Origin of the sequence: Jeotgalibacillus aurantiacus (assembly GCF_020595125.1) — a bacterium.
Classification (GTDB): Bacteria; Bacillota; Bacilli; order Bacillales; family Jeotgalibacillaceae; genus Jeotgalibacillus; species Jeotgalibacillus aurantiacus.
In genome coordinates this window covers 893272-910061 of record NZ_JACNMS010000001.1, presented here as the reverse complement: position 1 = coordinate 910061, position 16790 = coordinate 893272, and the positions used below count along the sequence as shown (strand labels likewise).

9 protein-coding genes are annotated in these 16790 nt (G+C 32.8%); 2 read left to right on the top strand and 7 right to left on the bottom strand.

From position 1 onward, the window contains the following. The first annotated feature begins 6 nt into the window (after positions 1-6). A complete protein-coding gene (locus tag H7968_RS04275; protein WP_227394989.1) occupies positions 7-3090 on the top strand; it encodes a sensor histidine kinase in 3084 nt (1027 codons plus the stop codon). After that, positions 3083-4786, top strand: coding sequence for a response regulator receiver domain (locus tag H7968_RS04270; protein ID WP_227394988.1), 1704 nt, complete (start codon positions 3083-3085; stop codon positions 4784-4786). Before H7968_RS04275 ends, H7968_RS04270 begins: the two co-directional genes overlap by 8 nt. A gap of 24 nt (positions 4787-4810) precedes the next feature. Here H7968_RS04270 and H7968_RS04265 read toward each other — a convergent pair whose 3' ends face one another. The 7 genes from H7968_RS04265 to H7968_RS04235 form a co-directional block, all read right to left on the bottom strand. Continuing rightward, on the bottom strand, positions 4811-5977 hold the full coding sequence (locus H7968_RS04265) for a DNA cytosine methyltransferase (protein ID WP_227394987.1): 1167 nt from the start codon (positions 5975-5977) through the stop codon (positions 4811-4813). A gap of 1135 nt (positions 5978-7112) precedes the next feature. Continuing rightward, on the bottom strand, positions 7113-10265 hold the full coding sequence (locus H7968_RS04260; protein ID WP_227394986.1) for a type I restriction endonuclease subunit R: 3153 nt from the start codon (positions 10263-10265) through the stop codon (positions 7113-7115). 14 nt (positions 10266-10279) lie between these two features. Further along, entirely contained in the window at positions 10280-11485 is a 1206-nt protein-coding gene (locus tag H7968_RS04255) for a restriction endonuclease subunit S (RefSeq protein WP_227394985.1), read from the bottom strand. A 1-nt stretch (position 11486) separates the two neighbouring features. Continuing rightward, a complete protein-coding gene (locus tag H7968_RS04250) occupies positions 11487-14234 on the bottom strand; it encodes a type I restriction-modification system subunit M (RefSeq protein ID WP_227394984.1) in 2748 nt (915 codons plus the stop codon). A gap of 576 nt (positions 14235-14810) precedes the next feature. Then, a complete protein-coding gene (locus H7968_RS04245) occupies positions 14811-15035 on the bottom strand; it encodes a hypothetical protein (RefSeq protein WP_227394983.1) in 225 nt (74 codons plus the stop codon). A gap of 310 nt (positions 15036-15345) precedes the next feature. Beyond that, complete coding sequence (locus H7968_RS04240; RefSeq protein WP_227394982.1) at positions 15346-16338, bottom strand: HNH endonuclease; 993 nt, start codon at positions 16336-16338, stop codon at positions 15346-15348. An 18-nt stretch (positions 16339-16356) separates the two neighbouring features. Further along, the gene (locus H7968_RS04235; protein WP_227394981.1) at positions 16357-16680 is read right to left on the bottom strand and encodes a nucleoside triphosphate pyrophosphohydrolase; all 324 of its coding nucleotides are present in this window, start codon (positions 16678-16680) and stop codon (positions 16357-16359) included. Positions 16681-16790 lie beyond the last annotated feature (110 nt).

Genomic DNA, 16790 nt, shown 5'->3' with positions numbered 1-16790 from the left:
GGTAACATGGCTACTTTTAGGACCAGGGCAAGAGCTGTTGATTTGTTGGGGAAGCAACAAATTCGTGATGAAGTAACTGCTATATCTGAATTACTTCGTAATTCATACGACGCAGATGCAAATTTCGGTACGATTGATATAGATACTACTAAAAATCAAATTATAATTTCTGACGATGGTGAAGGCATGACCAGAATTGATATAGAAGAGAAATGGCTTACTTTAGGAACTCATTCCAAAACGAATAGTTTTGAAAAAACGAGAAAAGGGCGAGTGAAAATTGGAGAAAAAGGCATTGGTCGATTAGCAATATCCTTATTAGGAGATCAATTACTTCTTGTTTCAAAGAGGAATAGTGAATGGTCTATTCTTTATTTGCACTGGGAGTTATTTAGAAATGAAAACATGTTTTTAGAGGATATTAATCTACCTGTAAAAAAATTTGGAAGTTTTAAAGAAATAATAGGTTTCATCGAAAATGAATTTAGTTTTTTTAAGAATAAACTTTTAGAAAATTTTTCAAACGAACATGTTTGGAATAAAGATATAGTTCGAAAAGTTTCTACACAAATTGAAGAGTATACTATTTCTAATAAAGTTAAAAACGAATTATATAAGATTGAGCAAATGGGTAGTGGAACAGTTTTTCATATTAGTCACATGGAATATATGTGGAATTGGGACTCTTTTCTTTCAAAAACAAAAGACAAAAGTATGGAAAGAAGACATGCTAGGTTGTTGGGAACTCTTTATTCTTTTGAGAATCCTTTTGCAAGATTTGGCATGAAGGATGATCAAAATGAAATGAGTTTTATACCTTCAATAATAATAAACGGGTTTAATTTAAGAGACCAAACTTGGTTCAGTGAAGAAGATATTAACTTTTATGACTATTCAATTAAAGGTGAGATATGTAACGGGAGATTTTCGGGTGTTTGTAAAGTTAAGTACAGTGAATCAAATACGGAGGAGTTTAACGTCAAAAATGTTGTTTTAACTCAAGGGTTAGATACCAATAATATTAAGGATTGTGGTCCATTATCAATAAACTGGTTTTTTGTTGAAGGCGAGCAACATAATTCAGCGTTGAGTAAAGATTCTCATAAAAGTATAACTGAAAAACTGAAAAAAATCGGTGGGATTTATGTATTTAGAGATGGACTTCGAATATTACCATACGGAGAACCTGGAAATGATTATCTTGAACTGGAAGCACAAAGAAGTAACAGAGCGTCTACTTTCCCTTTTAGCTTTAGAAGAATGTTTGGATACATTGAAATAAGTAAAAAAGATAATAATAAATTAGTTGATAAATCGAGTAGAGAAGGTTTTATAGAAAATCAACAATACCTTTACTTTAAAGAGGTTACCTTTAACATGCTTGAATGGTGGGCGTATGATTTTCTAGAAACTAAGGATGAGAGAAAAGGAAGAAGAAAAGCAAGATTAAAGAGGTTCGAAATTGAGAAAGGACAACTTGAAGCACAAAAACAGGAAGAAAATAGACAAAAAAAATACTTGAAAGAAATACAAAAAAAAGTTAAAAATAATAGTTTCGATTTAAAAAAAATGTTAGAAAGTTTTGAGAATGAATTTGAAAGTATACTTGATACATTCAGAGAGAATGTAAAAAAAGAAAATATTAATTTTAGGAAATATATTGGTGATAGCTTTATAAATTTAAGGTTAAAAAGTGATGAAATTATAGATTCTATAAATTCATTAGAAATAACTCCAAATTTGAGATATACACTCCCAAATACTTTGTTAGAAAGTATTGATCAATTAAATAGTGAAATAAAAAAAGAGAAAGCAAGACTCGAAGTATATTTTCAAGAAGTTATTCAAAAAGAAATAGATTCTGCAATCTCGAGATATGAAAAAAGCTTGGTATCAGACAATGCAACTGTAAATGATGTGATTGCTCAAATCGATAGCTTAGAAAGTGAGATTGAGTCGATTTCAAGAATTATGGAAAATATAATACAAATCAATCAAGAAAAAATCATTGAGGAACTCAATTCAATAACTAATAGTATTTTGAGTGAGTATAATAGAAACCTCAAAGTTGAGTTTGAATATTTTGAAGAAGAGTATCAAACATTATCTTTAAGTCGAAAAGAGCTAACTTTTATAAAGAAAAATTTGAAATCGGGAGATTTATTCACGGATTTCTCCTTATTATTAGACGAAGCAAAGTATAAAATAGAGCATATCAAAAAAAAGAAGTTAATGCTACAACAGAAATTATTTAGAGCGGGTCAGGCTATTACATCAAAGCAATTTCATAGGAAAACAGAAAATACTATAAAAAACTTTAACAATATTATAGATAATGTAAATTACACAGATGATCAGCTAATTGGTATATTAAAGAAAGAAGTAGATATGTATCGAGATATATCAGCTGTAGGTTTAGCTGCTGAACTAACTAGTCACGAATTCAACGCTCTTTATCAAGAAATTAAGAGAAATTACAAGATATTAGATTCAAAACTTAAAAACACATCTTTAAGTTCCGTTTTGCAAAAGAGCAATAATGCATTTCGTTCATTGGAACGACTGCATACTAGAATGAGTCCACTATATAGACAATCTCGAAATGTCAAAAGTGAGATTAAACTAAACAAGTTTATTGACACATTAATGGAATATTTTTATACAGATATAAAAAGATATAATATTAAGATAATAAATGAGATTCCTGAGAGTATTGTTATAAAAGAGGTAGAATCCGTTTTATTCACGCCTCTTGTTAATATAATTTCTAACTCAATATATTGGCTACTTAATCAAGAAAATAGGCAGATTCATTTTTATATGGATTCTGAGAAATTAAGATTATTTATACAAGACACAGGCCCGGGTATTAATCTAGTAGATGTACCATTTGTATTTGAACCTTATTTTACAAAAAAAGTAGGTGGAAGAGGTTTGGGGCTATTCTTATCAAGAGATATTCTAGAACATAACGGGCACAGCTTTTTTGCTGTTAATTCAAATGATACACTTAAAAACTTATCGGGGGCATGCTTCTGTATCGAATTTAGTGATAAAGTAGCTATATCGGAGGTAAACCAAAATGACTAAGCAAAGTATAGTGGAAAATATTGTTAAAGATTATTTCAATAGTGCTGTAATAATTGATGATAATTTGGAATTGAGTCCTTCTGAATCTGTTAGCCAAGAAACATTTTCAAACGCAAATCTTAAAATAGGTGAATATGAATTTTATGATGACGATTCTAAATCAGAGGCTGCAATTGCTTCCGAAATTAACTATAATGAAAACTTAAGCACTCCGTTTGAAACATATCAAGAGTTAATTCGTGGAGGGTTTGTCACATTGCCATGGAAGTATGTTGAAAAGGATGATATTAACATATTAAGAAACGCACTAAATAATTCAAAATTATTAATAGTGGATTGGAATTTGGAACCTTCGTCTATTGATAAGTCTTCAATGGGAGAAAGAGCGATTGAATTCATTAATAGCTTTGTAGCAACAAAAAAAGGACTTAAGTGTGCTGTTATTTATACGCAAGAGGATGTCCATAGTGTGCAAAAGAAATTAGAAGGATCATTTTTGTGTAAAAAAATATTGGAAGATGAAAATGGTGAAGATCTATTTATTTTTGAAGAAAAAGAAAACGTCAATTCTAAATCTTTGTTTGGAATAATCATGACAAAAAAAGCAGACCCAGAGAGCATTATAAAAAACATTTCAAAAATAATGTTAACCAATAAAAGCTTAGCGCTACATTTAATGGAGAGTGCAAACCTCCTGAATAAAAACTTGAATAGTTCTATAACTAGTTTTAATACTCCTTTTGAAAAAGTATTATTTACGCAAATGGTAACATCAAATTTAAAGAACGACAAGATTTCTGTTTTCATCAATGACACTTTAATTTCTAGTGTTATAGAAGGTGATAACTCTGAGTTTAATTCAAACGAAAGTAATTTTCTATTCGCTATGAAAAGGCGTAATCTAATAAAAAGTTTGACTGACTATAACGAAGCTTATACTCAACCATTAATGAAAATGCTTAATATCGATACTAAACCGTCAAAAAATAAAATTCCGAACTTATTTAAAAAGAGCGATTTTAGAACTGAATTCATAAAAATTATCGAAAAATCTAATTCTCTTGACGATTTGAAAAATAACATATCTAGTTTTTTAAAGGAACATGTAGAGAAAGAGATAGTAGCCGATCAAAAAAAATTTTTCAGCTTAACCAACGATGTTTTATTCTTTACATTATTTATAGATGATTATAGTTCTGAAAAAGAAGACGAATTTGTTGAATCGTTCCAAAAACAAACCTTAGCCTTTACTAAGATTCTTAAGTTTATTTCACCATCAGATAACAGTATTAAAACAGGAAGTATCATTAATAATTTATCTGGAGAAGACTATTTGTTATGTATAACTCCTCTATGTGATATAGAAAGACCAGAAAAGGTAGGAAATAAATTTAAATTTTTAGTAGGTGAAAAAGTTCAAAAACCTAAAATAGATGAATTAAAAAACACAAAAAACAACTGTTATTTTATGCCTGCACCATTAGAAAGTGATTTATTTTATATAAAATGGAATTTTTATGATACTTGTACTATTAGTTTATCTGAGTTAGAGGAAAAAAGAGCATTAATTACTTTAAAGAAAGATTATATTCAAAATATTATAAATCGCTATATAGCTTATCAATCGAGAGCTGGTATTAATGAAATTTTTTATAAAGAATCGAATTATATATCGAACTTTAAAAATTTGATTTAAGGTAAAATAAAAACAGGGAAGCACTCATTCCCTGTTTTTTTCGTTTATAAGATCTGAATATAACTCTTTAATAAAAGTCTCGGCTAACTTCACCGGAACAGCATTTCCAATTTGAGTTGCCATGTTATCTTTGGAACCTTTATAAGGTTTATCCGATAGTTCGCCTGTAAATTTATAATCTGACGGAAATGTTTGAATTAAAGCTGCTTCTCTTAGGCTTATTGCTCGATCCTCAGTTGGATGCCCAAAACGTCCTTTAGTATAACTAATACAACCACAAGTTATCGTTGGAGCAAAATCGTTTCTATCCATTCTACCGTACACATCTCCAAAACTGACATTACTTTTCTTATGACAATTTAGAAGTAGTTCTTCAGGCCACGCGTTTCTACTGCCTCCATCATGAGGAGTAGATTTGATCCTTTTCAAATTTAGTGCAGAGAGGTTTCTACAAGTATGCAGTGGGTCAGATGGATCAGTTTCGCCGGCTTCAATTGGTTTAAGTTCATACTTAGATAGATGTTCTCCCAATAATATAGATGATTTTTCTTTTGGCCAAACATTAAGAGGCGATCCAATTATAGGGGTGCCGTCCTTGGGGAATTTGATAACGCCCTCAACAAATGGATAGTCATCTATTCTTTTTGCTAAAAGTATTAAGCGCCGTCGCTTTTGTGGTACACCGTATTTGTAAACACTGACAACCTTGAAATTGATATGATAAGAGGGACGATTTTCGTTTCTTTTGTATCCTAACTTATTCAAATTTACTAACCTTCTTAAGAATGTATGAAAAACTTTATAGTTAATTATATTATCTACGTTCTCAAAAAAAATATATTTAGGATGGAATATATCAGAAATTCTGGTTGTTTCTAAAATTAATTTATTTCTATGATCATTACTATCAAAGGCTTTTTTTCGTGAGTGTCTTGAGAAACCTTGACAAGGAGGTGTTGATACTAGTAAATCAAGCTGCTTTACTTTTAAGTTGGTCATTTTTATAAACTCTTCTTTGGTCAATTTTTCCACATCATTAATAATGAGGTGTTCACTTCCGTGATTTAACTCATAGGTTTTTGCTATTATAGGGTCGTATTCCACTGCTGTAATGATATTGAAGAAATTTTTTAAGGCTTGAGAAACACCTCCAGCCCCACAAAATATATCTATTGCTAAGGGTTTTTTCACTATGACATAGCCTCTCTTTAAGTAAATATTTACACTACTATACTATATCTTTTTGAATGTTTTTTAAAAGTATATATAAGAGGTACCTGCTCTTTCTAAGCACAAGTTTAGCACAATTTCCACGGTATTTAATCACTTGAATTAACTGCTTAATTTCTTATCTATAGTAATTAAACAGGGTTGATTAGATCATCTAACACTTTTTAATACTAATACTTCAAGAGTTCATTAAAAGCTGCAACTTTGTATTGTGCTCAAATATCTCAAAGGTGTGAAAGATGATTTTATTTATACAGTAGCTTTTTCATTACGCTATTGTTATTACGAAAGCATCTAATGTGCCCAGATAAACTATTAGTAAAAATATAGAAAATAAGATATTGAATCATTCAAAGCGCTAAATTGTGTTTAGATAATCACTTGAGCCTGGTTAATTATATGCCAATACAGCAATCCTAGGCTACTTAAATTTTGTAACGAATGGCTATTCTCGTCACAAAAGATCTTTGTTCTGGAGCTCATAAAGCCATGCCTAATCAGTGAAGAACTTTTTCAGTATAAAAGCATACTCTCTTTAAAAATAATACACTTTAATCGCTTATCTCGTTGGAAAAGTCACCATAAAAATTAACATTATTACGATCTACAAACTGATAGTAAAATACCTCAAGCAGAGCTGTCCCGAATACACCAAATGCCTTAGAGCATAGTGAACCATAAATTTAATCGAAGTCCTACTCCTAAACAACTGCGGAAAAAATCGGCTTCTTTATTTCAGACTAACTCGGCCTAACTGAAAAGTTGTGCTACAGAGTCACTGTTCGCTATCGTTTTGTGAAATTACGTTTCCGCATTAACTGGATAAGGCTAGTGCTGCTTGAGCGAGTATATTGGTATTTTGGGGTTAAGGAGTAAAGTTTCTCGCAAATATCAGGTGTCGTATTAGTTAATGTAATACTTTAATGATTCGTCTAACTGTTCATCATTCTTCAATTGGTCTACGCTTTTTATCTCTTATATAAAGAGGTTAGGGATTTAATTTCCCTAACCTTTTATTTATCTGTTTTTATATTGTGGGAATGGATCTTATTTTGAGAAAATAACTGGTAAATTGTTTAAGCAAAATTGCTGTCTACTACTCCTTCAGCTCTTCGATATCGTATCCTCCTTTAAGAACAAACTCTTGAAGCAAATTGTGAACTTTTATGTTGATTTTAAATGGTAGTAGTTTTACGTTTTCCATTGTTTCGAAATATTCTTTAGCCTTGACTCTGTCAACCGAGGCCTTCAAATCATCAAATCGACCAAACTCATTAATATTTGCTTCATTTACCTTTGCAATCATAAGATTACGGAGTTTACTCTCATCCACTCCCAAAATTCGAGAAATACTTTGGATCTGATCATTCTTAGCCTTGAATTGATATTCAGTTATGTAATCTCTAAAAGATTTGCCGCTCTCTATTCTTGCATTTCCGCTCGCTACGTCGTGAAGAAAGATGTTGGCATACTTTTGTTGTTGTTGTGTCAATATAGAAAATGACTTATGTAAATCATCAAGTGTCTTCCTCATTTCAGTTACATTAACATCATCTTGTATAAGTATTCTTAAAAATTTTTCAAATCGAGAGTTCATGTAATCCGAGTCGATTCTCCCAGTATCAATCTCTGTTAGGTAGCCATCTATTTCAAATGGAACGTCCTCACCTCTACTTCCGTTGCTGTCTCCAAAGAGCTCTTTATAACGCATCGCCAACACCAGATAGGTGTTTTCATCAATATCCATTTCGACCTTACTTCTGGGTTTGCCACGGCCATGGCTGAACTTGTAAGTTGACTGATTCCATGTAAACCCTTGAATTTTTGCAGCTTCCAGATAGTTATTCATTAATTTGAATAGTAAAGCAAATTTTCCGCGTTCTGAACGGTCATCTGGAAGCTTTTCAAAGTTAGAGATACTGGACCGAGTGAATAGCGTACTGATATCATCAAATATAGAATTAAGTTTGTTTAGATTATACTCAAGCTTTTCTACAAATAATCCAATAGGTTTATCGCCAGAGTAGAGCTTCACAGCTTTTTCTATGTTTTGTTCCATTGTATGCGGATACCTATAATATCTAATGGTTCCAAAAGGCTTGTCCGGTCCGAACAAACGATTTGTACGTGAGAATGCTTGTATTATATTTTCATACCGAAGTCTCTTGTCCAGATAAAGAGTGTTAATCCACTTTGAATCGAATCCTGTAAGCATCTGATCGACTACAATTATAAGATCTAGCTGTTTTTCTGGAGTTCTTTCGAGCAACTTGTATGGCTCTTTGTGAGCAAGGCGTGATGCGATGTCTTTTTTTAATTTATTGAAGTTCTTTAGACTAAATTTTTGCTCATATCTATCATTATAATCTTCAATTATTTCGATTAGACCGTCCTCCTTCAAAGCAAGTCCACCGTTATTGTCTATAGTTGGGTCTAATAGGCACGTGACCTTTAATTCGGCAATTTCTTTTTTTATTAACCGATAGTAGTGAATTGCTTCTGGTATACTGCTTGTAGCCAAAATTGCATGAAACTTGCTATTATGACTTAATGTCAGCCAGTTGTCAGCAATGTCCTTAACAACCATATTCTTATGTTCTTCCGTCTGATATTGGGTTGTCGGCAAATAATCTTCTATACCTTTAACATAATTTCCATCTTCACCTACATAACCTGCCATTTTTATTTGAGAAGAATCCATGAATCTATAAAAGACTTCCTGCTTTTTAGAATCAGCAAGGGCTTCTTCAACAGAATTGGCTTTTGCCTGTAACAAAGCTACAGCTCTCCTAACATCCCTATCTCTATAAGTCAGTACTTTGTATGGGTCAAATCCAAGAACATTCTTATCACGAATACCATCAGCAATGCTATATCTGTGTAGTTCATCACCAAAGATAGTGGATGTAGTGTTCATTTTCTTTTGGTTTTCATCTTGAATAGGTGTTCCTGTAAAACCAAAGAAAACGGCAGATGGAAAAGAACACTTAATATCCGTTAGCATTTCTCCGAATGTCGAGCGATGTGCTTCATCTATGATAAAGACAATTCTCTTAGAACTCATTATCTCTATATCATAAGCACATATGCTGCCTTCCTCACTTTTGATATTGCTCATTTTCTGTATAGAAGTGACTATAAGAGTATTTGCAGGGTCTGTGCTTTTTAGTTTTGATATTAAAGTAATGGTATCTTGAGTAGCTTGAACGGAATCATTTTCATCTGCGAAGCTGCGATATTCTTTTAAAGACTGAGTTCCGAGTTCAATTCTGTCCATCAGAAAGATAACCTTATCGGCATCCTTTGAGTTTGCAATAAGTTGTGCTGATTTGAAGCTAGTCATGGTCTTGCCGGAGCCTGTAGTATGCCAAACATACCCGCCGAGCCTATTGCGACCATCCCAATTAGTTTTTGAAACACGATCAGAAATGGCGTTTGCTGCATAGTATTGGTAACTACGCATCACTTTTAAAACACCATCAGAATCATCTGCTACAGTGTAAAAGCCAATAAGTTGGTGTGCCATAGGAATGGAAAGTAGTGATGATGCAATATCTTTCCAGTCATTGATCAGCTCATTATTAAAATCTGCCCAATGAAAATAAAAATCCTTGTTAAATTTTCTTTCCGTTCCAGGATTAGCAAAATAAACAGTTTCTTCTGGTTCCATAGCAACAAATATTTGTATCAGCGAATATATTCCAGTGAAGACTCCTTCTGTGGAGTATTTTTCTATCTGATTACACGCCTGACTAACCGAAACGCCGCTGCGTTTCAGCTCGATATGTATAACTGGCATACCATTGATTAGGAGCATCAAATCACCGCGACGGTCATTTAATATTTTGGACTTACTTTTAAATTTGGGTTGTTGTACAATTTGATAACGACTTTGTCCTGCAGCAATTTCACGTCGGTCATAAATCTTGAGGCTAACCTCTTTTCCAAAGTGCAAAACGTCATCGATGTTATCACGAATAATTGCTACTGTTCTTCCATTGATAAAGCCGTTTAATTTCAAAGGAGTCCGTAGCGTGTTGACCTGTTCCATAATCTGTTGCATCTCACCCCTAGTTAAAGGGAAATCATTTAAACGATCAATACCCCTGTTGTTTTCAAATAGAATATCCGCCCAGTTGTTTATCAAATCTTCTTCTGAGGGATTTTTCAGGATCTTAGATTCCCATCCTTTATGCGAGAGTACTTCAATTAGAGATTCTTCGAACTCAGATTCTTTGTTAAAGACCATATTACATACACCTCCTACACAAACATTTTCTCAAACATTGATTTTTTGATGTTTTTCAATATTTCTAGCTTTCGCTGATTAAGATTGATAAGGTGGTCAAAGCTTTGAAAAAACTGTCCTATAACCTTTTGCTCATCATAACTTGGAAATAAAACAATCATTGTGGAAAAATCATCGAAGTTAATACTTCTACCATCACGTATTCCATAAGTTACATTTCTAAGACTCTTTATAAATTTTTCGGATTTAAAAATATATTTCCAAAAGAAATCATAATGTTTTTCTTTTTCAAAGAAGTCCATAACTGTATAAGCTGGAGACGTAATACCTTCTACCTTTGAGTGGGCAAAACCGCCTTGAAATGAACGCAGGTGAATTACAAACTGCCCCGGTAAAACTCTTTTATACGTCGCTTCATTGTTCTTGTCATGAGAAATGTTAATACCTGTATTCTCTCTTAATATCATTCCATGTTCTTGTGTCGCGGATAGAACAGGTAAATGGGGATGATTTTTATTAGTTATCGACATGAAAATATCAGCAGCTTTTCTCTGTTCCCAATGATCAGTAAACCCTGCAAAGCGAATTTCTGGAACGTTGGTTCCATCCAAGGGAAGTATTTTTTCAATCAATGAATTTTTAATAGTTATCAACTTGTGATACTTATCTTGGTGAAGATTAATTAATTTATCAATGGTTGTAAAAAAATCAGAAATATTTTTTTGCTCTTCAAGAGTTTTTGGCATTGTTAATGTGAGCTCTTTAAGTTTGCTCAAATACATATATGTTCTTGAACCACCCTGTTTTTGCAATTTTGCAAAATTCCTAAAATTAGCACCCTCATTTAATTGATACTGAAGATACTTGGAATTCAATTCTGAATTGGTGGTAAATACAGGGTAGAGCGTACTTACTATTCCAAAATCCACCAAATTATTTATGTTAAATTTGAAAACCTCATCATCAGACATGTGTCTATAGGTAAAAAAGCCACGTGGTACAATATTATAGCCTGAATTATTGGCAGAAGCGATCTGGTGACCACGATAATAATCAGTTTGCAAAAAAATACCTTTCCTGGATGATGTTAGAATAGGATACTGATTATTCTCAGTTGTTACTTCTGAATAAGGTATTATATAATCCCCCAATTTACGCTGTTCCCAATCTTCTTTAAACTTATTAAAGTTAATTTCTGGTTTCTTTTTGTTTTCATCCATATCATTCACCCTTTAATAATGTTACTAGTTCGCCGAGGCCCTTCATATCATATTCGTTGCCATTGAGTTCATTAATGAGGGCAGAAAGACTAGACTCCGTTTTTTGTATCTCTGTTTCAACTGATGAATATGTGACCGCGTACTTTTCAGAAAGTGCTTGAATTTTGTTTATCAAAAGGTTAATTACATAATTTGGAAGTTGAGAAATACTTTCCGTAAGTGGTGAGATCCATTTTTGCTTAAGTAGCTCAAGTGCTTGTTCGTCAGAAAGTGACTCAATTGTTTCCTTTGTTTTCATATGCAATTCAGCGGCATCTGCTTTTATCTTTACTTTTATATCTTTTTCTTCTATTAACAAATTGCTCACTTGTACAATCTTTGACTCAAATGAATCTTTTGGGAATTCATAAGAAGATTGAAGCTCTACTATATAAGAATTTACCGATTTTTTGCTATATGTTCCATCTTTATTTACATCCATATTTGACCATACCACATCATCATTAGCCTTGATAAAAGCTAATTTATCGGCTTTTTTGGAGAGCTTGGCATAATTTTTTAGAACCTTTATTTCTTGGGTCTCCACGTCGGAAAAGATTTCTTTAAGTGTGGTACCGACTTCTTTTGCAACAAATGCATCGCTCGAATCGTTAGTTAAGCTTGAATTCTTTTCTTCTTCGGAAAGCGAGTCAAGTATTTCATAATATTCAGATGAAATATCATCAAGTCGTCGTTCTATTTGTTTAAGTGCTTCATATTGTTCTAAAAGAAGCGTCTGTTGTACAAGTTCAAAAGGTATAATATGACCTATCCAACCATCCTGTACCTCTTCTTCTTTGCCGTCCTTTTTCTTACTAACCATGTTTGGATTAACTTTTTTAACAGAATTGAATCCCTCTGTTTGTATTATTTCTAAGTCAACAGATGTATTTGACCACTGATCATCAAGTATCTGATATGCTTCATATTTATCAATAAGTGGAATTGAACTAAGGCACTCAAAAATGTAATTACTCAAAATAGCTTTTTCTTTAGAAATATTCAGTACCTCTATCTTCTTTATTAGTTTGCTTTTTAGATAACTATCAAAGTGTGCAAAGGAGTTTTTGTAGTTTAATATAAAGGCTGTTACTGATGGATGCTCCTTTACAGTAAGTTCAATATTGCTTACTGCTAAATTCCTAGTTGGACCTCCACCATTTGTGAAAAGTACCTCTTTTAATCCTGGAAAAGCACTCCAATAATCGTTAAGTCTAGCAATTTCATTCACAGGGATTCCTCCGAACATAGAAGCATATAGGTCCCATTTCTCTACGTCTTCAGAGGAATCAACATATCTTGGAATGTTCAAATTGTATTCATTTCTGCGGATTTCATCACGGCTGATTTTCCTTGAAAATTTGCCAATATCTGCTCTGATAGCTACGATATCAACGATCTTCTTAATATCAGAAGCTCTGAGTTTATTGTTCTTGCCTGCTTTAATAAAACCTTTCGAGGCATCAATAATTAATACATCAGTATTCTCTCGCTTTTGTTTTAAAATCATTATGATTGTTGGAATGTTCGTACCAAAGAAAATATTTGGAGGAAGTCCGATGATAGCATCAATGTGATTTTCTTCAATTAAGTTCTTTCGAATCTCTCCTTCTTCTCCACCGCGGAATAAAACACCGTGTGGAAGAACTATTGTCATAATTCCTTCTGGCTTAATATGGAATAAGTCATGAAGCAGGAAAGCAAAATCGGCTTTTGCTTTTGGAGCAAGACCGAATCGTGCATAGCGCGGGTCTGTTTCCTTATTAGTCGGTTCCCAGTGCTGAGAGTACGGGGGATTAGACACAACTGCATCGACATAAAGTGGATTATATGTTTCAACCTGATTGTTTTCATCAAAGTACGGCCAATCATCTTCCAAAGTGTCACCATTACGGGTAAGAATGTTAGCTGGAAGGATACCACGCATGACTAAATTCATACGAGTAAGGTTATATGTATTCTGTTTTAGTTCCTGGGCGTAATATTTAATATTTCTTTCGTCATCAATATGCTTTGCAACTGAGCGACCAATGTTTATCAACAGAGAACCTGAACCGCTTGTGGGGTCATAAATTTCGATTTCTTTTCTATCCTTTAAATGGTCTGCTACAATTTCTGACATAAGAATAGATACTTCGTGCGGAGTATAAAACTCCCCTGCTTTTTTCCCTGCATTAGCAGCGAACATGCTAATAAGATATTCATATATAAATCCAATCACATCGTAATCTTGTCTGCCGTCCATAGGTATATCTTTAATTAAATGGATCAGATCGCTGATAGCTTTTGTTCTAGAAGCTGAACTATCACCAAGTTTGCTTAAACCAGTCTGTAAAGTATTGAATATACCCTCGTATACCTTTTTATGAGAAGGGTTAATCAAACGGTTGAAAGCTGACAAGGCATCCGTGACGTTTGCCACATCAAAATCTTTGCCCATTTGGAGCCAAGTTGAGAATAAGTCCTTGTAAGCAATAAAGTAACCGACATTTTCACGGACATACTTTACGATTTCAGCATCTTCTTCAACAACTCCCTCAATATCTTCCTGTGTAAAACCTAGTTCTTTCAGTTTCTTTACCTCATTGTCTGAGAGGTATTTATAAAAAATAAATCCTAAAATGTAATCTTTATATTCGTTAGCCTCGATCTTTGAGCGCATTTTATTAGCAGATTCCCATATTCTGGATGCTAGTTTTTGTTTATTCATAAATTATATATGTCCCCTTTCCACATTTAATTGTATTATTAAGGTGGGATGTTGATTCCTTTGATTTATCTAGCTGATATTATTCATCTTCGTTAGAAATTTCATGAAAAATTGAAGACCGCATAGATATGTTTCGACAATTACAAAACATTATATTACTACTATATCAAGAAAATAAAACTATAACTATGAAGATGATTTTTGTTTATGTATAATCAATTAATTCACATTAAAATAATTCGAATGATTTAATACTTCTCAGACTAAAAAAAAGAACCTTGTAACTAGTATAAGACGAGTGAGGACCATTAGCATCTAAGAATTAAATTGGATGTTACTACTTAGTGAAATGGAACCGTTTTTTTTCTATGCTGTATCTTAGAAAAGTTGTTCATAAATATGGGTATTCTGAATTAAATAACAATCGGGTTTAGATTTATCACAACATGATTAAGAATAATTAAAGGGAATTATTCTTTTTTCGATTAAATTTTTTATTCAACTTTTTCTTTTCTGTTATATTACAATTCACTATTCTTATTGTGTGAGAATATAAAATATTTATTAATAAATATTTTATATTAAGAAGTCATGTAGTTTCTTTAAACAATCTGAATACGATTCTCCACTTGTTGAGAACATATTAGAAGTTCTTTTATTTATAGCTATGAAGAATACCTTTGAAAAAATACTTTCGGTGTTTTTATAAGTTCGTACTACAAATGTTTCTCCTTTAATTTTCTCTTCGACAATTAAAGGAGAAACATTGGCATCTAACAAATGAAATAACTCATCAAACATAGCAACCCTCCTTAAAGGCTATCATTTATTAATTTCTGAATTAATAGTTCTAATAGGATGAACAATCTAATTAAGTAAAGTGTTTAAATAAATGCATAATCTTTATTGCTGTATATACCAATTGATCCAAAATTATCAAGGATGATAATCCAATACTATCTTGCTCCAACCGTATAAAGTAAAGTGTGGAGGTTCTGCAACGTAGCTACATGGAACTTGTCCAAGTTCATAAGTTCAGAAAGTGGTATTGTATACACATAGGACGGATATGATAATTATATTTTTCAAACCACTCTTCCTGCTTTAGTTCTTAAGCGTTTTTCGGAACCCAAACACCAGTGTATCCGTTATTTATAGAGAATTTGTATAGAGCTTTAAGCTTATCAGGTCTGTATATCTGCATATCAGTTCGCTTAAGAATAATTTGATCTTTCAGTAATGCTGTATTTCTCTCGATCAGCTTTTGCAAAAAAGCACTCTCTGCAAGTTTATCGTTTTTAGAAGTATTGCATTTGCTGCAAGCAATCACGAGATTCCATAGCTGATCAGTCTGCACAAAGCTCCAAGGGATGAAATGATCAACATGATTTCCTTTTCGCGAGCGAATCTCTTTTCCGCAGTAAAAGCACTCATTTTGATAAACCGAAGTAAGGATCTTATAAAAGCTGTCCAGTGAAGAACGCTTTGATAAGTTCTCAACTTTCATAAGGAGATTAATCGTGTTTCCGCTGTCATTGAATTTCTCTAAAAACAGTGCCAGTTGATAGTTGGCAAGATACATAATCACTTTCTGATGTTTTTGCATAAACGTATAAAAGTTGGGTGTTAGTTTAAGATGTTCGGTTTTATTATTGAAAGAATAAATGTTGCCTCCCGTATCCCCGTAGATGGCACCCATTACGTTAATTTTAGATTTTGTTGTTACTTTTCGAATGAGTTCAAGCTGCAGGTGATCCGGTAATCTATCAAAGACGATGGAATCATCAATCATGTATTTTTGCTGAAAGGCTTCAAGTTCTGTCTGCACACCAGCTTTTTTTCCATACATGTTAATTTGATTTAGTTTATGGTGGATGACCAGATTCCAGTAGATCTTTGTAAAGCTCTCAAATATCTGAAAATATGTAAGTTCAAGCTGACTATTAACGTTATATAGATTTTCAAGAAGAGATTTAATCAGTACGAATTTGTAAGTGGTAGAGTTTTTGGATCTTGAGGAGAAGATAAAATTGAAATGACTCCACACGTCCTGCTCTGTAATATATTCAGCTTTTGCTTCAGCAACCTTCAGCTTGTGGCTCATGTGAAATTCTCTCCGTTTCTAATCTTCTACACTGACTAAGAATATTCTATCATCAAATCCGCCTCGTTCATTGGCTTTCTTCTTACGTAAAATCTCTACATCCTCAAGTGACGATCCGTGTGTTTTAGCTGCCGTTGCAATCAGTTCAAGAAGATCAGCAAGCTCTTCAATCGCATCAAAGTGATTTGTTGCAGAGTAGTATTCATAAAGTTCTTCTTGCATTTTCTTTTTAAGCTCTGTTAAAAATTCTTTGTCACTGAGTATTCGCGTTTCGAATTTCTTACCGCTTTTACTAATGATATTTGGAATCTGGTCGCGGACGAGTTTATTGTATTCAGGCACTGAGCATACTCCTTTTGGTGTTTTATCAATTATAACCTTGTTAAAAGGTATTTTCATCCAATAAAATAGAGGTAGAGATAATTTATCCTTTATCAAAAAAGTTCACTGCT